Below are 19,358 nucleotides of genomic sequence, written 5' to 3' on the forward strand. Positions count from 1 at the left end.
AAGAGTGTAAGACGCAGCATTGGTGCTGCGACGAGCAAGCATTCCCATTGAGGCTGAGTGAGGACACGATGACACAGACTTCCCACGGCGATGATGTCGATTTTATTCGGGCTTTGGCCGAACTGCTGCGGGAAAACGATCTGACCGAAGTTGAGGTCAAACGTGATTACGGCGAAGACAGTGCGCTGAATGTTCGCGTCACCCGGACACCGGCAGCAATCGTTCAAACCGCCGCAGTTCCCGCTGCGCCCAGCTACGCCCCCGCGCCAGCCGCAGCGCCGACGCCAGCCGCCGCGTCGGCAGAGGCGCCACAGACAGCGTCCAACGATCCGGCAAACCACCCCGGCGTTGTACCATCGCCGATGGTCGGCACAGTCTATCTTCAGGCAGAACCCGGGACGGACCCGTTCGTGCGTGTGGGCAGCCAGGTTTCCAAGGGGCAAACAATTCTGATCGTGGAAGCCATGAAAACCATGAACCAGATCGCGGCCCCGAAAGACGGCACAGTGAGCCGCATTCTTGTAGAAGACGGCAGCCCCGTTGAGTTTGGCGCGCCGCTTGTGATCATCGAGTGACCGCTCCAATGTTCAAAAAGATCCTGATCGCCAATCGCGGCGAAATCGCACTCCGCGTGATCCGGGCTTGCCGGGAAATGGGCATTTCCACTGTCGCAGTCCATTCAACGGCTGATGCGGATGCCATGCATGTTCGCATGGCCGACGAAGCCGTTTGCATTGGCCCGCCCCCCGCAACACAAAGCTACTTGTTGGTCCCCGCGATCATCTCGGCCTGCGAAATCACTGGCGCGGATGCGGTTCACCCCGGTTATGGCTTTTTGTCCGAGAATGCGAATTTCGTGCAAGTCGTGTCCGATCACGGCATCACCTTCATCGGTCCGACCGCAGAGCATATCCGCGTTATGGGCGACAAGATTACCGCCAAAGATACCATGAAGGCGCTTGGCGTGCCTTGTGTACCGGGATCAGATGGCGCTGTCCCCGACCTTGAGACGGCCCGCAAGATATCTGGCGAGATCGGCTATCCGGTGATCGTTAAGGCAACGGCTGGCGGCGGCGGGCGCGGCATGAAACTTGCACGCAACGCAGATCAGATTGACGAAGCCTTTCAGACAGCCAGGTCAGAAGCCAAGGCCGCTTTTGGCAATGACGAAGTGTATATCGAGAAGTACCTTGATACACCGCGTCATATCGAAGTGCAGGTTTTTGGGGACGGCAAAGGCGGTGCTGTGCATTTAGGCGAGCGGGATTGCTCGCTTCAGCGTCGTCACCAAAAGGTGTTCGAAGAGGCCCCCGGCCCAGCTATCACGCCCGAAATGCGCGCGAGTATCGGGAAGACCTGCGCAGACGCGGTTGCGAATATTGACTATGCTGGTGCAGGAACGATCGAATTCCTGTACGAAAATGGTGAGTTCTTCTTCATTGAAATGAACACGCGCTTGCAGGTCGAACACCCGGTGACCGAAGCGATTTATGGCGTGGACCTTGTCCGCGAACAAATCCGCATTGCGGCTGGTCAACCCCTGTCCTTCGCGCAGGAGGACCTGCATCTAAATGGTCACGCCATTGAGGTGCGGATCAATGCAGAACGCCTGCCCAATTTCAGCCCATGCCCCGGCACGATTACGGCGTATCACGCCCCGGGCGGTCTTGGTGTGCGCATGGACAGTGCACTGTATAACGGATATTCAATTCCGCCTTACTACGACAGCCTCATTGGTAAGTTGATCGTGCACGGCCGAGACCGACCAGAAGCGTTGGCCCGACTGAACCGCGCCCTAGGGGAATTGATTGTCGACGGTGTCGATTCGACGGTTCCGCTGTTCTCGGCCTTGTTGGCAGAACCCGACATTCAAAGCGGCAACTACACGATCCATTGGCTTGAAAAGTGGCTGGAGCGGGCCCTCGCCTGATCCGGACAGAATGGACCGGTCACAAATCACACCGGATCTGCTGCTACAAGCCTATGCCATGGGGGTTTTCCCCATGGCTGAAAGCCGTGACGACCCCAACGTTTTTTGGGTAGACCCGAGGCGCCGGGGTGTTTTGCCACTGGATGGCTTTCACATATCCCGCTCCTTGGCGCGAAGGCTTCGCAAATGCGACGTTTCGATCAAGATTGATACCGATTTTGCCGGAACGGTGCAGGGCTGTGCGGACCGGCCAGAAACCTGGATCAACGACACCATTGCCAGCCTTTATCTTGATCTGCACGCCAGCGGGCACGCCCATTCACTCGAAGTTTGGCGCGAGGGCCACCTTGTTGGCGGCGTCTATGGTGTTACCTTGGGGGCCGCATTCTTCGGTGAAAGCATGTTCTCGCGCGAAGTTGACGCATCCAAAATCGCACTGGCCTTTCTGGTGGACCGGCTAAGACTGGGTGGATTCAAGCTTTTTGACACTCAGTTCATCACGGACCATCTGAGAAGCCTTGGCGGACGCGAAATTTCCCGCGCGGCGTATCACAAGCTTCTGGTCGACTCGCAAGCTTTAGCCGCTGACTTTTCAGAACCAGAGACGCCGAAGGTTCACGACCTATTGCAGCGCAACACCCAGACATCATAACGGGGGTGATCCAGCGCGTTCAGCGCGGGCGACGAAGCGATCATCCAACCCTCAAATACCTGCTGATCAGCGACCGTATCGCGGATCAGCAAATAGGCGAAGGCGTCGCCAGTTGGGTTATCCGCCGGGTATCGACACTCAACAACGCTGATGTCAAGACGATCAGCGTAGTCAACCGTGCCGCCAATCGGAACATCAAGGTCAGTAAGGTAGCCGGACAGACGATCCAGGGCGCGCAAGTTCACCCCAGTTCCTTGTTCCACTTCCTGACTGTGGGCAGCTGACACAATCAATCCAGCCGCCAGCGCCACCAATGCAACCCAGCGGATCGTCAATCGCTTCCACTCCCGACAAACTTCGACAGCAGTTCTATCAGGCTTACCGATCCCTGAGTATTGCTGACTGTGTCGCCCGGTTCGAAGTTGAACGGAGATCCGCCCGGCTGAACTTCGACAAAATTCCCACCTAGAAGCCCCTCTGACGCGATAATGATCGAGCTGTCATCTGGCAAATCTACGCCGTCGCGAATCGTCATCACGGCGTCAGCACGAAACGTTTCGGGATTCAGCTCCATGGCCGTTACGGTACCGACCTTGACCCCGGCAAGCTGAACGTCGGTCCCAACGCCAATGCCCTGAGCGGACCGAAAACTCGCTGTCAGGGAATAGCCCGCATTGGATTGCATCGCGCCCACACTAGAAGTCGCGTAGGCAAGAAAGCCAATAGCGACAGCAAGAACAGCGGCACCAACGACAAGTTCTGCACGATTTTCAGACATGGAATTTCCCAGATTTGAGCAAGGAGAATCGAATCTCAGGCGGCCATTATTCTGGCGTCCAAGCCTCGTAATCAGTTCGTTTTTCAGGAACTGGGCGCCGAATGGACCCTGGCGGAGCATAGGCCATGGGTGTCCCCGTCAGGTTTTCCTGATGCGGTTTTTCCCAAGACTTGTGCTTGAGTTCTTGCTTGGTTGGCGGCTCATCATAAGTTTGGTGCAACCAGCCATGCCAATCTGCACTTATCCGGCTTGCTTCCACGTCGCCGTTGAAAATGACCCAACGACGCTTGGCGTCGCGCGTTTCATAAAACACGTTTCCCTGATCGTCTTCGCCAACTTTCACACCGTTCTTTCGGGTGAACCACTGTGTTCCAAGGGTCTGACCGTTCCACCAGGTCACGGCGCGGACAAGCATATTCATGGCAAGCTCCAGATCTTCATTGTCTCTCGTATCCCGCAAATCGATGCAAAGGTCCAGCGGTGCTGCATCGCCAAATGCCGCAGGCACGTCATCATTCGACGATTGGCACGTGCGGTGCGGCGGATCTGGGCAGAACACCGCTTAGTCTTGGGTCGGCCGCGATTTCGACTTCGCGGCCTGTTACAACAAACCCACTGCGACGATAGAATTCGATCGCACCGGGATGATCCAAGGTGCAGGTATGCACCCAAACCTCGTCGATGGGGCGCGCCCATGCTTCGCGCAAGGCCGCTGTCATCATCAAACGGCCCACTCCCGTGCCGATCGCATTGGGCACAAGGCCAAAAAACGCCAACTCACAACGCCCCTTTGTCCGAAAATCCAGCTCAAAGAACCCTGACTCCACCCCGTCGATTTTCAATACATGCACAGAGACGGCAGGATCACCGAGGATCAATGACAACGCCTCGTCGCTCAGTGCAAGCCGCGAAAACCAAAGCCAATCAGTGCCGCCGACCTTGCGATAGATATCCCGATACCAGTCAATGTCAGGTGCAACGCAGTGCGTGATCTCGGCGCCCGCCACAGGCCGGACTGGGCGCGGGTCGGGCAATGTGGTCATGTTAAGATGCGTTACTATTGCGGCGATCATGCCGCGCGGCACATCATAAAAGCCGGGTTGAAGCATTTTTGATCCTCCGACATGAAAACGCGCGCCAATGGCGCGCGTCACATAAATAGTTTTGATCGTTTAGATCAGCTCGCGCTAACGGGCTCTTCCTTGCGGTCAGAATATATCAACAAAGGCTGCGCATCTGAATTTACGGCCTCCTCGTTGACGACGACCTCTTGGACGTTTTCCGCAGTCGGAAGCTCGAACATCGTATCGAGAAGGATGTCTTCCATGATCGACCGCAATCCACGCGCACCGGTCTTACGGGCAATTGCGCGTTTCGCGATGGATTTAAGCGCATCATCTGTGAATGAAAGCTGCGTGTCCTCCAGATCGAACAGACGCTGGTATTGTTTCACCAAAGCGTTCTTCGGCTGCGTCAGGATCGTGACAAGCGCGTCCTCGTCCAGATCTTCCAGCGTTGCGATTACGGGCAGTCGACCAACAAATTCTGGAATGAGACCAAATTTTAGCAGGTCCTCAGGTTCCAGTTCAGTCAACAACTCGCCAATTCCGCGGTTGCTGTCATCCCGGACTTCGGCCCCGAAACCGATAGCCGACCCTTTACCGCGCTGCGCAATGATCTTGTCCAACCCAGCAAATGCACCGCCGCAGACGAACAAGATGTTCGTTGTGTCCACTTGCAGGAACTCCTGCTGTGGATGCTTGCGGCCACCTTGCGGCGGAACGGAAGCGACCGTGCCTTCCATGATCTTCAAAAGCGCTTGCTGCACCCCCTCACCTGACACGTCGCGGGTGATTGACGGGTTGTCTGACTTGCGCGTGATCTTGTCGACTTCGTCGATGTAGACGATCCCGCGCTGTGCACGCTCAACGTTGTATTCGCTCGCCTGAAGCAGCTTGAGGATGATATTCTCGACATCCTCCCCGACATAGCCCGCTTCCGTCAGAGTGGTCGCGTCCGCCATTGTGAACGGCACATCCAGAATGCGCGCCAAGGTTTGCGCCAAAAGCGTCTTGCCGCACCCTGTTGGCCCAATCAACAGGATATTGGATTTGGCAAGCTCCACTTCGGTCTTACCCGCGTGGTTGAGACGTTTGTAGTGGTTGTGCACTGCGACCGACAGCACCCGTTTCGCATGCGCCTGACCGATCACGTAATCATCCAGAACATCACAGATTTCTTTCGGCGCGGGAACGCCTTCAGAAGACTTGAGTCCGGTTGTCTTCGTTTCCTCACGGATAATGTCCATGCAAAGCTCAACGCACTCATCACATATGAATACTGTCGGACCTGCGATCAGTTTGCGGACTTCATGCTGGCTCTTTCCGCAAAAGCTGCAGTAGAGCGTATTTTTGCCGTCACCGCTGGTGTTGTTTGCCATCCGTTCCTCCGGGGCCGACCGACCGTCCTGACCTGTCTCGTGTTCTGCACACAAACTTAGGTCAGCACAGGGTCGGCCACAATGTCAAATTTGTGCACCGTGACCGTTCGTCAGGTGCGGGATGTGCTATGTCCGGGTGACTTACTCATCGTCACCTGTGCGTTTTGCAACGATTTCGTCAATCAGACCCCATTCCTTGGCGTCTTCAGGCGACATGAAACGATCACGTTCCAAGGCATTTTCGACAGCTTCAAGGGTCTGGCCGGTGTGGTGAACATAGATTTCATTCAATCGCCGCTTAAGCTTCAGCGTCTCTTCGGCGTGGATCATGATGTCAGTTGCCTGACCCTGAAAGCCGCCCGATGGCTGGTGCACCATGACACGGCTGTTGGGCAGGGAATACCGCATGCCTTCGGCCCCCGCAGCCAGCAAAAGCGAGCCCATGGATGCGGCTTGCCCGATCACCAGCGTAGAAACCTTGGGGCGGATGTACTGCATCGTATCGTAAATCGACAAACCGCTGGTCACCACGCCGCCGGGGCTATTGATGTACATAGAAATTTCTTTGGACGGGTTCTCGGCTTCGAGGTGCAAAAGCTGCGCAACGATCAGGGATGACATGCCGTCATGCACCGGGCCGGACACGAAGATAATCCGCTCCTTCAGAAGGCGCGAGAATATGTCGTAGGCACGTTCCCCGCGCGACGTCTGTTCCACCACCATGGGAACCAGCGTGTTCATGTAAGTCTCGATCGGGTCGGTCATGTCCTGCTGCCTTCTGCTCTCGGGTGCCGTGCACCGCACTGTGACCCCAGAGTCTTAGTCCTGCCTCAGGGGGGCTGCAAGGGCGGCTTTGTGAACGGAGTGTTAACGGTGGGGCTTCAGATGCTTGATACGGAAGGCACGCGAACTAGGTCGCCCGGCATCAAAAGGAGCCAAGGCCGAAAATGTCTACCGCCAACGCCCTGCAGTTTACGCCCACCCGCACAGCGGCTCTGGAAAGCATGGCTGCCTTTGTTCCGCACATGGGCCGGGACTATGCTTCGCGCCGAAACTATGACCTGCGAGCAAACGGTCATGCGGGCGTGTCTCGTCTGTCCCCCTACATTCGCCATCGGCTGCTGAGCGAGCAAGAAGTGCTCACAGCGGCACTTTCCCGGTTCTCGCTCTCCTCGGCAGAGAAATTCGTTCAAGAAGTGTATTGGCGCACTTACTGGAAAGGATGGCTGGAAATGCGCCCCGGTGTCTGGTCACAATATCGCGAGGGTCTGCGCGCGGCGCGCGATAAACTGGCAACCCAGTCGGGAATGCGCGCAGATTGGGAAGCTGCGTGCCGTGGTGAAACGGGAATTGACTGTTTCGATGCATGGGCCAACGAACTTTCAACCACCGGGTATCTGCATAATCACGCAAGAATGTGGTTCGCCTCTATCTGGATTTTCACGCTCCGCCTTCCTTGGGAATTGGGCGCGGACCTGTTTTTAAGGCAATTGCTTGATGGCGATCCTGCGTCAAATACCTTGGGATGGCGTTGGGTTGCGGGGATTCAAACTCCGGGGAAAACCTACCTCGCGCGCGCTGACAACATCGCCCGCTACACGGAAGGGCGGTTCAACCCGGTTGGCCAACTGGCAAGCACAGCCGACCCTGTGGACGCACCAATCGTTCCACAACGCGGCCCAGCACCGGCAGGCGAGACCCCTGACCCTGCGCGCGCCACAGGCTGGCTGCTAACCGAAGAAGACATGCTGGCCAGCTTCACGCCGCTTCCCAGTGCCCCCCCAAACGCCGCACCCCCGGCCTTCGTTCTGGACTGCACCGCCAATCGAAGCCCGCTTGCAGTCGCGCCACTCGTGACGCGCTTTGTTAAAGGGGCACTGGACGACGCAATTTCGCGCCATCAGAACCGATTCGGATCGATCACACACGCTGAAAGAAAGCCTGTTGCCGAACAGGTCCTAGAATGGGCCAAACGCGAAGGGATAACGCAAATCGCAATGCCGTTTGTGCCGGTTGGTGCGGCGTCGGACGAAATTTCAACACTGAAACCCAAGTTGGACGCTGCAAACATCCGACTTGTCCCCTTTATGCGCCCCTACGACGCAGAGTGCTGGCCCCACGCAACCCATGGCTTCTTCAAGTTCAAAGAGAATATCCCGAAATTTGTCGCAGGCTTAAAGGGCGTCCACTCCATCTGAGCAGCAATGTAAATTCCCCAAACGGGTCACTCCCGCCCGTCCTTGCTCCGGCAGTGCCGCAGCATCGTCCCGTTGGGCGTGGCCCGGACGCAAACGCGTCCGGGCGGCACCGATAAAGTCGCCGCCATGTGTCTCGACCCAAACCACTTCAAACAACGCGGCCACGAGCGGCCGGCGACGCGAACACGCGGCGCCGAGTATCGCGTCGCGCCGAAGGCGCGGCCTTTTTATTCAACGAGCGCACCAAATTCACTCGCGTTTACGTCACGACGTCTGGTGCTTCGCGGCCCGTATGATCTTTGATCCCTGCAACAGCATCCGCCGCCGAGATCACAGTGGCCAAGGCCTCTTGTGCATCTCCGCTTTGGGCCGCCGGGTCCAGTTCCAGGTTTTCCATGTACACACGCAACGTGGCTCCGACAGTGCCGGTACCGGACAGGCGGAAAACGATCCGCGCACCGCCTTCGAACCATACCCGAATGCCCTGGGCTTCGGCGCGGCTGCCGTCGACGGGATCGTCATACGCAAACTCATCCGCCGCCGTCACCGTGAGCCCAGCAAAGGTCTGTCCGGGCAAATCGGTCAAGCGGTCCCGCAGGCTTTGCATCAGCGCCTCGGCAGCCTCCGCATCCACTCCTTCGTAATCGTGACGAGAATAGTAGTTCCGCCCAAACTCCGCCCAGTGCTTTGTCAGTATGTCCTGCACCGACTCACCGCGCGCGGACAACACGCTCAGCCACAACAGCACAGCCCAAAGGCCATCTTTCTCGCGCACATGATCAGACCCGGTTCCGGCGCTTTCCTCTCCGCACAGCGTCGCCATGCCCGCATCCAGAAGGTTGCCGAAGAACTTCCACCCCGTGGGCGTTTCGTGGCACGCCAAACCGCGCGCTTCGGCCACGCGGTCCAACGCACCAGAGGTGGGCATGGATCGCGCAACACCGGCAAGACCGCCCGCATAGCCCGGCGCCAGATGCGCATTTGCGGCAAGAACGGCCAGGCTGTCTGACGGTGTCACATACAGCCCCCGGCCAACCACCATGTTCCGGTCCCCGTCGCCATCAGACGCAGCCCCGAAATCTGGCGCATCTGGACCCATCATCAAATCCATCAGCGGCTTTGCCCAGATCGGGTTCGGGTCAGGATGCCCGCCACCGAAATCCGGCAAAGGCGCGGCGTTCACGACCGTTCCCGCAGGTGCGCCCAACGTTTCTTCCAAAATCGCTTTGGCATAAGGGCCAGTCACCGCGTGCATCGCGTCAAAGCGCATCGTGAAACCGCCCGCGAACATCGCCCGCAGTGCCCCAAAATCGAACAGCTTTTCCATCAGTGCCGCATATTCCGCGACGGGATCAACGATCTCGACAATCGTCTCTCCTATGCGCTGCTCGCCGAGGGATTGCAGATCTACATCCGTTGTCTCGACGATATCATAGCTTTGAATCACCTCGGTCGCGGCAAAAATCTTGTCAGTCACCTCGGCCGGTGCCGGGCCACCATTGGCAATGTTGTACTTGATGCCGAAATCTTCTTCGATGCCGCCGGGATTATGGCTTGCTGACATAATAAGCCCGCCATTTGCCCCGCGCACGCGAATGAGATTGGACGCAGCGGGCGTGGACAAAAGTGCCCCCTGCCCCACGATCACCCGCGCTGCGCCGCCTGCTGCCGCCATGCGCAAAATGACCTGCGCAGCGCGATCGTTGAAGTACCGACCATCCCCTCCCAGAACGAGCGTCTTGCCTGCCACGCCATCAATTGCGGTCCAGACGCACTGCACGAAGTTCTCAAGGTAGTGCGGCTCCATGAAGACCCGCGTCTTTTTGCGTAGTCCGGAAGTACCGGGCTTTTGACCGGCAATAGGCCGGGTCGCGATGGTCAAGCGTTCCATATCGTTCCTCAGTTTGCGCTATCAAGCAAAGACTTTGTGCACTGCGGCTGTTGTTTTGGCAACGATCACATCCGCTTCAGCGCGGCTCAGGCACAGCGGCGGTGCAAACCCAAGGATGTCGCCTTGAGGCATAGCCCTGCCGATAACGCCTTCGGCCATCAGGGCATTGGCGATTTGAGGGCCCATCTTGGCGGCAGGATCAAAGAAGGTGCGCGCCGCTTTGTCGTCGACGAATTCCACGGCCGAGAGCATGCCGATACCCCGCACTTCGCCCACATTGGGATGATCGCCAAGCGCTGAGCGCAACTGTTCGGTCAGGTACGGGCCAACGCTGCCCGCGTTTTCAATCAGGTTCAATTTGTCCAGGACTTGCAGATTGGCTACACCAGCAGCCGCCCCAATGGGGTGCGCAGAATAGGTCCACCCGTGACCGATAGGGCCGTTTTCATCGGTTCCCTGTTCCAGAACTTTCCAGACCTTATCAGACACAATGGTTCCCGACAGCGGCGCATAAGCGCTCGTCAGACCTTTTGCGATGGTGATCAGATCCGCCTCTATACCGAAATGGTCAGACCCGAACATGGACCCTAGCCGCCCAAACCCGGTCACGACCTCGTCAGCGATCAGCAGGATATCATTGGCTTTCAGGATCGGCATGATCGCATCCCAATACCCAGCGGGCGGCGGCACAAGCCCCCCAGTGCCCAGAACCGGTTCCGCAATGAAAGCGGCAATGGTGTCAGCACCTTCGCGTTCGATCATCGCCTCCAGTTCGGCAGCGCAATGGGCTGTGAACGCGGCTTCGTCCATGGATTGATCTTCGCGGCGGAAGAAATATGGCGCAGTCGTGTGCAGAACCCGGTCCAATGGCAGGTCGAATTTCTGATGGAACAGGTGCAGCCCCGTCATGGAACCGGACATAAGCCCCGACCCGTGATACCCACGCCACCGTGAAATGATTTTCTTTTTTTCCGGCAACCCGCGAATGTTGTTGTAGTACCAGACCAGCTTGATGTTGGTTTCGTTCGCATCCGACCCACCAAGACCGAAATACACCTTGGACATATTCGCCGGAGCCCGATCAAGCACCATCTTGGCAAGAGTGATCGATGCCTCTGATCCGTGCCCCACATACGAATGGTAATAGGCCAGTTCGCGCGCTTGCGCGGCAATTGCTTCGGCCACTTCCTGACGGCCATAGCCAATATTCACACAGTAAAGCCCCGCAAACCCATCCAGAAAGCTGTTCCCGTCACGGTCCGTGATGTGACAGCCCTCTGCCGTGCTGATGATCCGGCTTGGGCTTTCGCCCCGCGCATGCTGTGCCAAATGAGTCGACGGGTGAAAGAAGTTCTCGCGATCCCAGCGGTCGAGCGTGTCGTTGGTCAGCATATTGCCCCCAGTTCTAAATGTGTGATTTCCCCACACCTACGCGAATGGCCCTCGGGTTGCACGCGGTCTTCCTGTCGCCCCCCCACTGAGCAGTCTGAACAACGGGCTTTGCCGAATCGATCTTGATAGAAGACTGTGCGCGCGTACCGCCCACAAAGAATACAAAGGTCAGATCATGCTCAACAATGCCACGGACCTTCTTGCCCGCCTCGTGGCGTTCCCCACAATTTCCTCTGACAGTAATCTGGAAATGATCGCGACTCTTGCGCATTTACTCGAAGACGCAGGTGCGCGAACCGAGGTGTTGCTGGACGAACATGGGGGCAAGGCGAACCTCTTTGCGACCATCGGACCCGACACTGGGGGTGGGATCGTTTTGTCCGGGCATAGCGATGTGGTTCCGGTGGCGGATCAGGATTGGTCGTCGGACCCGTTCGAGATGCGCGAAGCCGGGGGGCGGCTTTTTGGGCGAGGTACCTGCGATATGAAGGGATTCATCGCCTGTGCAGTCGCCATGGCCCCAACTTTCGCGGCCCGCACCTTGCACCGCCCGATCCACTTTGCCTTCACCCATGACGAAGAGGTCGGCTGCCTTGGGGCGCAAGCACTCTGTGCTGCGCTACGGGACCGCGGCATCCGGCCAAGCATCGCGATCATCGGGGAGCCGACGCAGATGCAAGTCATCGACGGACATAAAGGTTGCTGCGAGTACACCACGCGGTTCGAAGGGCTTGAAGGCCATGGGTCAGCCCCGGATCGCGGGGTCAACGCCGTTGATTATGCTGTTCGTTATGCGACCCGCCTGATGGAATTGCGCGAACACCTCAAAGCCCGCGCCCCGAAGCCGCCCGCATTTGACCCGCCGCACAGCACCATCAACATCGGCGCCCTTGTTGGCGGTGTCGGCCATAATGTGATCGCGGGCAAAGCACGGGTCGATTGGGAAATGCGCCCGGTTCAGGCCAGCGATTTCGAATTCGTACATGATGATCTGACTCGATACTGCCGCGACGAGTTGCTCACGGCGATGCAGGCAGTGCATTCTGACGCCAGGATCGAGACCGAAACCGTTGGCGAAGTCGCTGGCCTTACACCGGCCGCTGCCAACGAAGCACGGGACTTGATGGTCGCTCTGACAGGCCGGACCGATGTCGGCACGGTTCCGTTCGGAACTGAGGCCGGTCTGTTTCAGGAACTTGGAATGTCTGCTGTCGTATGTGGGCCGGGGTCTATTGCCCAAGCGCACAAACCCGACGAGTTCATCGAGATCGCCCAATTAAACGACTGTTTGTCTTGGCTTGGCCGCCTTGCGGACCGAGCGTCAGCCTGACACGTTGCCTAGGGTCTCGACAGCGTCCACTGCACACGATTAAGGTTCGCGGGGAGAAGATGAACGTAATGACCGATATTCTTGTGATCAATGGCCCTAACCTGAACCTGCTGGGGTTACGGCAACCAGAGGTCTACGGGCGTACGACCTTGGCCGAGGTTGAGGCGATGTGCGTCGAGACGGGCAAGGACCTGGGTGCAACCGTGACCTGCCTGCAATCGAACCACGAAGGCGTGTTGATTGATGCCATTCATGCGTCACGCGGAACACGCGACGGGATCGTTCTGAATGCCGGGGCGTTCACGCACACATCGATCGCTTTGATGGATGCGATTGCATCTGCCGAAGTGCCGGTTGTCGAACTCCACCTTTCAAACATTCACGCACGCGAAACCTTCCGCCACAAAAGCTGGATCGCACCGGTAGCTGTCGGGCAGATTTGCGGCTTTGGGCCTGCGGGATATGCCCTCGCGCTTCGCGCATTGATCGGGCATCTGGAGACACGGACATGAGCTTTCTTTCAGACATTGAGACTATCTATGAGGCGCCCAGCGTAGAAGCGGTGTGGGATCTTCTGGTCGACCGGTTGGGCCCACATGGCTTTGACCGGCTGATGTATGGGCTGACCCGATATAAGACTGCGAACTCTTTCGGCGACCCCCAGGACATGCTGGTGCTTACAAACCACCCGCCTGCCTATACGGATCACTTCATTGGGGAAGCCATGTACTTCCACGCCCCCATGGTCGCTTGGTCTTCCGAAAATGTGGGGGCATGCGGCTGGCACTGGGTGCAGGAGAATTTCGAGACGTTCACATCCGCCGAAAAGCGTGTTCTGGAATTCAATCGGTCAATGGGTGTTGTGGCTGGCTACACGATCAGTTTTCCCCACTCGTCGCACAGGTCTCGGGGGGCAATGGCGCTGACGGCGCGGGATGGATTGCAGCAACACCAGGTAGAAGAGATTTGGAAGGCGCATGGCCGCGAGATCCACGCGTTGTGCAACGTGGCCCATCTCAAGCTTATGTCCTTGCCACATACCGGATCCCGGCGCGCCCTGACCAAACGACAGCGCGAAGTGTTGGAATGGGTTGGGGATGGCAAAACCACCCGAGATATCGCAGACATCATCGGTTTGACGGCGGCAACGGTTGAAAAACACCTGCGTCTGGCCCGTGATGCTTTGGACGTCGAGACCACGGCTCAAGCTGTTATGAAAGCGTCGCTGCAGAACCAGATCTTCACTCTGGAAGCCTGATCACCGCTAAGTCTGGTTTTCCAGACTTTATGAAAAGCCGTTAAAAAGCGATTAACGCTGTGTCCCCATGCTGGCGGTCGCAAGACCGGGGGGCTCCCAAAATGAAGCGTCGCAATTTCGACAGCTCTTTTTGGTGAACCGGGAAACCGGTGAGTGTGACACGGAGAATTGCCTCCGCAATGTCATGTTCGCTTTCGAGGGGCGCCACTTCCCCACAAATGCGCGACCCGAGAATGCAAAAGGGGCGGAACGGAATTAACCTCCGTCCCGCCCCAATTCTTTTACCGAACTCTACGCTTCGCAAACGGCGGGGCCGTGACCCCGCGCGCTGGAACGTCGATCAGCCCTGAACGGCCTTCGCAACTTCTGCGGCAAAGTCTTCTTCGACTTTCTCGATCCCTTCACCCACGGCCAAACGCACGAAACCAGTTACGGTCACGCCAGCTTCGGCTGCGGCGGCTGCGACTGTCAGGTCAGGGTTGACCACGAAGGCTTGGTTCAGCAGCGTAACTTCGGAATAGAATTTCTTCATCCGACCAACGATCATCTTCTCGATCACGCCTTCGGGCTTGCCGCTTTCGCGCGCCTGCTCCGTCAGAACCGCTTTTTCACGCTCTGCCAATTCCGGATCGATATCGCTCTCGTCAAGGGAGGCTGGGTTGATCGCAGCAACGTGCATCGCGACCTGACGGCCAAACTCAGCGTTGTCACCTGTCATCGCAACCAAAACACCAATGCGGCCCATGCCGTCGGTTGCCGCGTTGTGCACGTAAGACACAACCGTTTCACCTTCGATCGATTCCATCCGGCGCAAGGACATGTTTTCGCCGATCGTTGCGATCTTCGCGGTGATCGTGTCTTCAACAGTCTTCCCGCCCAGATCCGTCGCTTTCAGCGCATCTACATCAGCCACGCCAAGCGCGGCATCTGCGATGGATTTGACCATGGTTTGGAATTCGGCGTTCTTGGCGACGAAGTCGGTTTCGGAATTCACCTCAACGGCGATCCCTCTGCCACCGGACACGGCAACAGCAACCAAACCCTCTGCCGCGGTGCGGCCGGATTTTTTGGCGGCTTTCGCCAGACCCTTGGTGCGCAGCCAGTCAACCGCTGCTTCCATGTCGCCGTCGGTTTCGGTCAGGGCTTTTTTGGCGTCCATCATGCCTGCGCCGGTCATGTCGCGCAGTTCTTTGACCAATGCTGCTGTAATTGCCATGGCTGGCTCCTTTGGTTCTCACATAGACCTGCCGCGGAGGTATCCGCAGCTGGTGACAGTTTTGTAATGAATGGGCCGGGTACGTCCCGCGCCTGCCATTGGCGGCGCGGAACGGTCAGCGTGATCAGCTTGCGGCTGGCGCTTCGGTTGTTGCGCTGGCGTCCAGCACTTCTTCTTCGAGACCTTCTTCGAATTCGCCAAGGTCGATACCCGCAGCGCCCATTTGGGCTGTCATGCCGGCCAATGCGGCACGCGCGACGAGGTCACAGTACAGGCCAATCGCCCGCGCCGCATCATCGTTGCCAGGAATGATGTAATCCACACCATCGGGCGAGCAGTTGGTGTCGACAACGGCCACAACCGGGATACCCAGTTTTTTGGCTTCGAGGATTGCCAGATCTTCTTTTTTCACGTCGATGACGAACAGCAGATCAGGAACGCCGCCCATTTCGCGGATACCGCCCAGCGAGGCCTGCAGTTTGGCCTGCTCACGTTCCATGCTCAGGCGCTCGCGCTTGGTGAGGCCAGCTGCACCGGTTTCCATCTGCTCGTCGATCGCCTTCAGGCGATTGATCGAGTTGGAAACGGTTTTCCAGTTGGTCAGCGTGCCACCGAGCCAGCGGTGGTTCATGTAATACTGTGCGCACTTCTCTGCGGCTTCCGCGATCGGCTTTTGTGCCTGACGCTTGGTTCCGACGAACAGAACGCGGCCGCCCTTGGCAACAGTTTCGCGAACGGCTTGCAAGGCTGCGTCGAGCATCGGCGCAGTCTGTGTAAGGTCCACAATGTGGATGCCGTTGCGGTCACCGTAGATGTACGGTGCCATGCGGGGGTTCCAGCGCTGTGTCTGGTGACCAAAGTGAACGCCAGCTTCCAGAAGCTGACGCATGGTGAAATCGGGCGTCATGTCCGTTCTCCTTTTCCGGTTTGCGCCTCGACGGGGATTAAGGGCATATGCCCAACCGGTGGACCTTTGAGGATGTCTCCCCCATCGGCCCGGCCCCGTCTGCGAAGTGTTGCTGCCCTTAGACCGTTCACACGGGATTGGCAACCCCAACGTGCCAGAATGGGCGCGAAACGCTTGACCCATCCCGGTCGCATGGCCAAGGTGCAGCCAAACCGGGCAAGGAGAACCGCCATGTTTCCCGATTTCATAGACGCCCTGCCCCAGCTTGACATCCCCTTTCCCGAAGATGTGGTCAGCGCCCGCGCCATCAGGTCAAACAAGGGCCTCGCGGTCTTTTTCACGTTCCACAAGGACGTGGTGTTGCCCAAGCACGCGCACGGGCCGCAATGGGGCACTTTGCTTGCGGGCGAGATTACAATGACCATCGGCGGAACGACCCGCACCATGTTGCCCGGCGACACGTGGGATATCGGGGACGGCGTTCCCCACAGCGTGCGCATCGCAGCCGGTTCTGTCGCAATTGACGTCTTTGCCGAACCTGACCGGTATGCGCTGAAGAGTGACGTTTTGGAAGTATCAGAAGACAGCGACACGGATGACTGAAGCGCGCGAAACCTGCTTGTCAAACAGCCCGGCGCAGGCCACCAAGGCCATATGACAACCGCCCAACCCATTCCCTGTATTGGATCGGTCCTTTGGGACATCATCGGCCGGTATCCGCGCGCGATGCGCAGTGGCGACGACCGGCCCGGCACCATCAACCGGTTGCCCGGCGGGGTTGCCATGAACGTGGCCCAGACGCTGGTTCGGTTTGGCCGTTTGCCAACGGTATTGACTTGCATCGGGACAGACGCTGAAGGCGCGGAACTGATCGCCGCCTGCGCCGCATTAGGGGTCGACACCTCTTGTGCGTTGCGACGGGACGATCTTCCAACCGACCGTTACATGGCGATAGAAGCAGCCAACGGTCTTGTCGCTGCGATTGCGGATGCTGCCTCGCTCGAAGCGGCGGGCGCCGCGATCCTTGCCCCGTTGAGCGATGGGCGACTGGGAAGCGAAACGGCGCCATTCACTGGCCCCGTCGTGTTGGATGGCAATTTGTCCGAAGGGTTGTTGGCCGAAATCGCTGAATCCCCGCTTCTTGCGCAGGCCGACTTGCGAATTGTGCCCGCCTCTCCCGGCAAGGCAACTCGCCTTGCGCCCCTGTTGGCTCTGCCAAATGCCACATTCTACCTGAACCTTGAAGAAGCAGCGCTCCTGGCTGGCGTGGACTTCATCGCCGCACCTGATGCCGCCAATTTTCTGGTCGCCGGAGGAAGCGCCCGTGTGCTTGTTACCGATGGGGATTCGGTGGCAGCAGATGCGGCGCATAGCGGCACGATCAGCGCGCAACCGCCCGTCGTGGAACAGCGCCGCGTAACCGGAGCTGGTGACACGTTCATGGCCGCCCATATCGCCGCCGAAGCCCAAGGGCACAGCCGCGAATTCGCGCTGGAAGCCGCATTGCAGGCCGCTGCCACCTATGTCGCCGGAGAAGACACATGACTGCCCCCCTCGCTTTTAGCACTGAGGTTGCCACCGCCCGCGCGTCAGGCGCACCCATCGTCGCGTTGGAAAGCACAATCATCACCCATGGGATGCCGTGGCCAAACAACCTGGAAATGGCCCGAAAAGTCGAACAGACGGTGCGCGACGCAGGCGCAGTTCCTGCAACCATTGCAGTCATGGGCGGACAAATTCACGTCGGATTGGACGATGCCACCCTGACAGAATTAGCGCAGGCAAAGAATGTCGCAAAACTGTCCCGTGCTGATATGGCGGCGTGTCTGGCGACAGGGAACACAGGTGCAACCACGGTCGCGGCGACAATGATTGCGGCCCATCTTGCGGGCATCACAACCTTTGCAACCGGCGGTATTGGCGGGGTTCACAAAGGGGCCGAAAGCAGCTTTGACATTTCGGCGGACTTGCAGGAATTGGCCCAAACACCCGTTACAGTGGTTTGTGCCGGTGCCAAGGCGATTTTGGATTTACCGAAGACCTTCGAGGTTCTGGAAACCCTCGGGGTGCCTGTCATCGCAGTTGGGCAAGACGTTCTGCCGGCATTCTGGTCGCGCAGCGGGCCTATTCCCGCGCCACTTCGCATGGATGACGCAGCGACCATCGCTCGCGCTGGACGGATGCGCGCCGCCCTTGGTTTGCCCGGCGGGCAACTGGTCGCGCTGCCCATTCCCCAAATCGACGAAATTCCAGCGGACACTCTCGCGCCTGTTATCGCACAAGCACAGGATGAAGCCGACTCGCAGGGCGTTGCCGCCAAATCTGTGACCCCCTTTCTTCTGAACCGCATTTTCGAATTGACCGAAGGCCGGTCGCTGGCCTCAAACATCGCCTTAGTGCTTAACAACGCCCGTTTCGCGGCTGAAATCGCCCGAGAATTCAGCACTGCGCCGAAATAAGTGGCGCACGCTGACGCACCTTTGAGTGCCACCTGTTGTAGCTGCCATAAGCAGTATCTACATTAATGTCGAAACGTCCGGCAATTCTGGCGGGCTACTCATCATGACACACCAACGCCACTCATCAGGCGGTTTATCCGCCCACCCGAATTGAGACAGCATGCTCGAACCGCTTGATCCACACAACGAAGACACCGAACGCAAAAAATCAGGGCTTTTGGGCAGCCTCCGCGCCAGCTTCCTGACCGGTATTGTCGTGATCGCACCAATCGGGCTGACCGTTTACCTGCTGTGGACGATCATGGGGTGGATCGACAGCGTTGTGTTGCCACTGGTTCCCGGTCCATGGCGGCCAGAGCAGTACATCGGTATCAACTTGCGCGGTGTGGGGGTGATCTTTTTCATCCTCTTTACCATCATCATCGGCTGGGTCGCCAAAGGGCTGATCGGTCGGTCAATGCTTCGGTGGGCCGAAGGGCTTGTAGACCAGATGCCAGTTGTCCGTTCAATTTATAACGGACTGAAACAAATCGCTGAAACAGTGTTCGCCCAACAGGATTCGAGCTTTGAAAAAGCATGTTTGGTCGAATATCCAAGCAAGGGCATCTACGCGATTGGCTTCATTTCAACCAATGCAAAGGGCGAGGTCAACCGCGTCGCAGGTGGGGCAGAACCGTTGCTCAGCGTCTTTGTGCCAACGACCCCAAATCCCACATCAGGGTTTCTTTTGTTCTTCAAACAAAGCGAAGTGACCGTCCTTGATATGACGGTCGAAGACGCTGCCAAGTTGGTGATTTCCGCAGGCTTGGTGTACCCAGACGATCTACCCAAGAAAGAACCCGCGCCTTTGGTGAACATTCCGGACAAAGTCGCCCGCGAAAGCTGGCGCTGACCAAAGAGTAAACTT

At 58.0% G+C, this 19,358-nt stretch carries 21 protein-coding genes; 11 read left to right on the forward strand and 10 right to left on the reverse strand.

The genetic code is table 11. The annotated features are described in order from the left end of the window. The first annotated feature begins 68 nt into the window (after window positions 1-68). Genes accB through aat form a run of 3 tightly spaced genes read left to right on the forward strand, consistent with a single transcriptional unit; the run spans window position 69 to window position 2,582 of the window. The gene (gene accB / locus E2L05_RS06205) at window positions 69-575 is read left to right on the forward strand and encodes an acetyl-CoA carboxylase biotin carboxyl carrier protein (protein ID WP_133342035.1); all 507 of its coding nucleotides are present in this window, start codon (window positions 69-71) and stop codon (window positions 573-575) included. An 8-nt stretch (window positions 576-583) separates the two neighbouring features. After that, on the forward strand, window positions 584-1,930 hold the full coding sequence (gene accC, locus E2L05_RS06210; RefSeq protein WP_133342036.1) for an acetyl-CoA carboxylase biotin carboxylase subunit: 1,347 nt from the start codon (window positions 584-586) through the stop codon (window positions 1,928-1,930). Window positions 1,931-1,940: 10 nt separating this feature from the next. Beyond that, entirely contained in the window at window positions 1,941-2,582 is a 642-nt protein-coding gene (aat, locus tag E2L05_RS06215) for a leucyl/phenylalanyl-tRNA--protein transferase (protein WP_133342037.1), read from the forward strand. Here aat and E2L05_RS06220 read toward each other — a convergent pair. The 6 genes from E2L05_RS06220 to E2L05_RS06245 all read right to left on the reverse strand — a co-directional run bounded on the left by E2L05_RS06220 (window position 2,546) and on the right by E2L05_RS06245 (window position 6,565). Further along, window positions 2,546-2,917, reverse strand: coding sequence for a DUF2155 domain-containing protein (locus E2L05_RS06220; RefSeq protein WP_341776733.1), 372 nt, complete (start codon window positions 2,915-2,917; stop codon window positions 2,546-2,548). The two genes, aat and E2L05_RS06220, sit on opposite strands and share 37 nt — an antisense overlap. Beyond that, window positions 2,914-3,360: an outer membrane lipid asymmetry maintenance protein MlaD gene (mlaD, locus tag E2L05_RS06225; protein WP_133342038.1), complete on the reverse strand. Its 447-nt coding sequence runs from the start codon at window positions 3,358-3,360 to the stop codon at window positions 2,914-2,916. Before mlaD ends, E2L05_RS06220 begins: the two co-directional genes overlap by 4 nt. A 46-nt stretch (window positions 3,361-3,406) precedes the next feature. Further along, window positions 3,407-3,781, reverse strand: coding sequence for an NADH:ubiquinone oxidoreductase subunit NDUFA12 (locus E2L05_RS06230; RefSeq protein WP_133342039.1), 375 nt, complete (start codon window positions 3,779-3,781; stop codon window positions 3,407-3,409). Between the two features lie 91 nt (window positions 3,782-3,872). Further along, window positions 3,873-4,469 carry a GNAT family N-acetyltransferase gene (locus E2L05_RS06235; protein WP_133342040.1) on the reverse strand — a complete coding sequence of 199 codons (597 nt, stop codon included), beginning with the start codon at window positions 4,467-4,469 and terminating at the stop codon, window positions 3,873-3,875. A gap of 68 nt (window positions 4,470-4,537) precedes the next feature. Then, window positions 4,538-5,800, reverse strand: coding sequence for an ATP-dependent Clp protease ATP-binding subunit ClpX (clpX, locus tag E2L05_RS06240; protein ID WP_133342041.1), 1,263 nt, complete (start codon window positions 5,798-5,800; stop codon window positions 4,538-4,540). A gap of 141 nt (window positions 5,801-5,941) precedes the next feature. Then, window positions 5,942-6,565 carry an ATP-dependent Clp protease proteolytic subunit gene (locus E2L05_RS06245; RefSeq protein WP_133342042.1) on the reverse strand — a complete coding sequence of 208 codons (624 nt, stop codon included), beginning with the start codon at window positions 6,563-6,565 and terminating at the stop codon, window positions 5,942-5,944. Between the two features lie 182 nt (window positions 6,566-6,747). Here E2L05_RS06245 and E2L05_RS06250 point away from each other — a divergent pair, with 182 nt between their 5' ends. Further along, the gene (locus tag E2L05_RS06250; RefSeq protein WP_133342043.1) at window positions 6,748-7,998 is read left to right on the forward strand and encodes an FAD-binding domain-containing protein; all 1,251 of its coding nucleotides are present in this window, start codon (window positions 6,748-6,750) and stop codon (window positions 7,996-7,998) included. Between the two features lie 259 nt (window positions 7,999-8,257). Here the strand turns inward: E2L05_RS06250 and E2L05_RS06255 are convergent, their stop codons facing one another. Both E2L05_RS06255 and E2L05_RS06260 read right to left on the reverse strand, forming a co-directional pair. Then, window positions 8,258-9,889, reverse strand: coding sequence for an alpha-D-glucose phosphate-specific phosphoglucomutase (locus E2L05_RS06255; protein ID WP_133342044.1), 1,632 nt, complete (start codon window positions 9,887-9,889; stop codon window positions 8,258-8,260). Between the two features lie 21 nt (window positions 9,890-9,910). After that, the gene (locus tag E2L05_RS06260; RefSeq protein ID WP_133342045.1) at window positions 9,911-11,281 is read right to left on the reverse strand and encodes an aspartate aminotransferase family protein; all 1,371 of its coding nucleotides are present in this window, start codon (window positions 11,279-11,281) and stop codon (window positions 9,911-9,913) included. 175 nt (window positions 11,282-11,456) lie between these two features. Between E2L05_RS06260 and argE the strand changes: the two genes are divergently transcribed. The 3 genes from argE (at window position 11,457) to E2L05_RS06275 (ending at window position 13,869) form a co-directional block, all read left to right on the forward strand. Beyond that, window positions 11,457-12,611, forward strand: coding sequence for an acetylornithine deacetylase (gene argE, locus E2L05_RS06265; RefSeq protein ID WP_133342046.1), 1,155 nt, complete (start codon window positions 11,457-11,459; stop codon window positions 12,609-12,611). Window positions 12,612-12,679: 68 nt separating this feature from the next. Beyond that, window positions 12,680-13,123, forward strand: coding sequence for a type II 3-dehydroquinate dehydratase (gene aroQ / locus E2L05_RS06270; RefSeq protein WP_133342047.1), 444 nt, complete (start codon window positions 12,680-12,682; stop codon window positions 13,121-13,123). Further along, window positions 13,120-13,869 carry a helix-turn-helix transcriptional regulator gene (locus tag E2L05_RS06275; RefSeq protein WP_133342048.1) on the forward strand — a complete coding sequence of 250 codons (750 nt, stop codon included), beginning with the start codon at window positions 13,120-13,122 and terminating at the stop codon, window positions 13,867-13,869. The genes aroQ and E2L05_RS06275 overlap by 4 nt, the downstream gene beginning before the upstream one ends. 340 nt (window positions 13,870-14,209) lie before the next feature. Here the strand turns inward: E2L05_RS06275 and tsf are convergent, their stop codons facing one another. Together tsf and rpsB are read right to left on the reverse strand one after the other, a co-directional pair. Then, the gene (tsf, locus tag E2L05_RS06280) at window positions 14,210-15,085 is read right to left on the reverse strand and encodes a translation elongation factor Ts (RefSeq protein WP_133342049.1); all 876 of its coding nucleotides are present in this window, start codon (window positions 15,083-15,085) and stop codon (window positions 14,210-14,212) included. 124 nt (window positions 15,086-15,209) lie between these two features. Next, the gene (gene rpsB, locus E2L05_RS06285; RefSeq protein ID WP_133342050.1) at window positions 15,210-15,992 is read right to left on the reverse strand and encodes a 30S ribosomal protein S2; all 783 of its coding nucleotides are present in this window, start codon (window positions 15,990-15,992) and stop codon (window positions 15,210-15,212) included. A 231-nt stretch (window positions 15,993-16,223) separates the two neighbouring features. Between rpsB and E2L05_RS06290 the strand changes: the two genes are divergently transcribed. From E2L05_RS06290 to E2L05_RS06305, 4 genes are all read left to right on the forward strand, one after another. Further along, entirely contained in the window at window positions 16,224-16,595 is a 372-nt protein-coding gene (locus tag E2L05_RS06290; RefSeq protein ID WP_133342051.1) for a cupin domain-containing protein, read from the forward strand. 51 nt (window positions 16,596-16,646) lie between these two features. Further along, on the forward strand, window positions 16,647-17,537 hold the full coding sequence (locus E2L05_RS06295; RefSeq protein WP_133342052.1) for a PfkB family carbohydrate kinase: 891 nt from the start codon (window positions 16,647-16,649) through the stop codon (window positions 17,535-17,537). Then, window positions 17,534-18,451 carry a pseudouridine-5'-phosphate glycosidase gene (locus E2L05_RS06300; RefSeq protein WP_133342053.1) on the forward strand — a complete coding sequence of 306 codons (918 nt, stop codon included), beginning with the start codon at window positions 17,534-17,536 and terminating at the stop codon, window positions 18,449-18,451. The genes E2L05_RS06295 and E2L05_RS06300 overlap by 4 nt, the downstream gene beginning before the upstream one ends. Before the next feature lie 160 nt (window positions 18,452-18,611). Then, window positions 18,612-19,343 carry a DUF502 domain-containing protein gene (locus tag E2L05_RS06305; protein ID WP_133342054.1) on the forward strand — a complete coding sequence of 244 codons (732 nt, stop codon included), beginning with the start codon at window positions 18,612-18,614 and terminating at the stop codon, window positions 19,341-19,343. The last annotated feature ends 15 nt before the right edge of the window (window positions 19,344-19,358 follow it).

This window comes from Meridianimarinicoccus aquatilis, from assembly GCF_004358675.1.
Classification (GTDB): domain Bacteria; phylum Pseudomonadota; class Alphaproteobacteria; order Rhodobacterales; family Rhodobacteraceae; genus Meridianimarinicoccus; species Meridianimarinicoccus aquatilis.

Excerpts from the sequence above, each read along its gene's own strand:
- mlaD (WP_133342038.1), bottom strand. The coding sequence starts at position 3,360 with ATGTCTGAAAATCGTGCAGAACTTGTCGTTGGTGCCGCTGTTCTTGCT.
- E2L05_RS06255 (WP_133342044.1), bottom strand. The coding sequence starts at position 9,889 with ATGGAACGCTTGACCATCGCGACCCGGCCTATTGCCGGTCAAAAGCCC.
- E2L05_RS06230 (WP_133342039.1), bottom strand. The coding sequence starts at position 3,781 with ATGAATATGCTTGTCCGCGCCGTGACCTGGTGGAACGGTCAGACCCTT.
- tsf (WP_133342049.1), bottom strand. The coding sequence starts at position 15,085 with ATGGCAATTACAGCAGCATTGGTCAAAGAACTGCGCGACATGACCGGC.
- E2L05_RS06260 (WP_133342045.1), bottom strand. The coding sequence starts at position 11,281 with ATGCTGACCAACGACACGCTCGACCGCTGGGATCGCGAGAACTTCTTT.
- E2L05_RS06235 (WP_133342040.1), bottom strand. The coding sequence starts at position 4,469 with ATGCTTCAACCCGGCTTTTATGATGTGCCGCGCGGCATGATCGCCGCA.
- E2L05_RS06245 (WP_133342042.1), bottom strand. The coding sequence starts at position 6,565 with ATGACCGACCCGATCGAGACTTACATGAACACGCTGGTTCCCATGGTG.
- aroQ (WP_133342047.1), top strand. The coding sequence starts at position 12,680 with ATGACCGATATTCTTGTGATCAATGGCCCTAACCTGAACCTGCTGGGG.
- E2L05_RS06300 (WP_133342053.1), top strand. The coding sequence starts at position 17,534 with ATGACTGCCCCCCTCGCTTTTAGCACTGAGGTTGCCACCGCCCGCGCG.
- argE (WP_133342046.1), top strand. The coding sequence starts at position 11,457 with ATGCTCAACAATGCCACGGACCTTCTTGCCCGCCTCGTGGCGTTCCCC.
- clpX (WP_133342041.1), bottom strand. The coding sequence starts at position 5,800 with ATGGCAAACAACACCAGCGGTGACGGCAAAAATACGCTCTACTGCAGC.
- accC (WP_133342036.1), top strand. The coding sequence starts at position 584 with ATGTTCAAAAAGATCCTGATCGCCAATCGCGGCGAAATCGCACTCCGC.
- E2L05_RS06305 (WP_133342054.1), top strand. The coding sequence starts at position 18,612 with ATGCTCGAACCGCTTGATCCACACAACGAAGACACCGAACGCAAAAAA.
- accB (WP_133342035.1), top strand. The coding sequence starts at position 69 with ATGACACAGACTTCCCACGGCGATGATGTCGATTTTATTCGGGCTTTG.
- rpsB (WP_133342050.1), bottom strand. The coding sequence starts at position 15,992 with ATGACGCCCGATTTCACCATGCGTCAGCTTCTGGAAGCTGGCGTTCAC.
- E2L05_RS06275 (WP_133342048.1), top strand. The coding sequence starts at position 13,120 with ATGAGCTTTCTTTCAGACATTGAGACTATCTATGAGGCGCCCAGCGTA.
- aat (WP_133342037.1), top strand. The coding sequence starts at position 1,941 with ATGGACCGGTCACAAATCACACCGGATCTGCTGCTACAAGCCTATGCC.
- E2L05_RS06290 (WP_133342051.1), top strand. The coding sequence starts at position 16,224 with ATGTTTCCCGATTTCATAGACGCCCTGCCCCAGCTTGACATCCCCTTT.
- E2L05_RS06295 (WP_133342052.1), top strand. The coding sequence starts at position 16,647 with ATGACAACCGCCCAACCCATTCCCTGTATTGGATCGGTCCTTTGGGAC.
- E2L05_RS06250 (WP_133342043.1), top strand. The coding sequence starts at position 6,748 with ATGTCTACCGCCAACGCCCTGCAGTTTACGCCCACCCGCACAGCGGCT.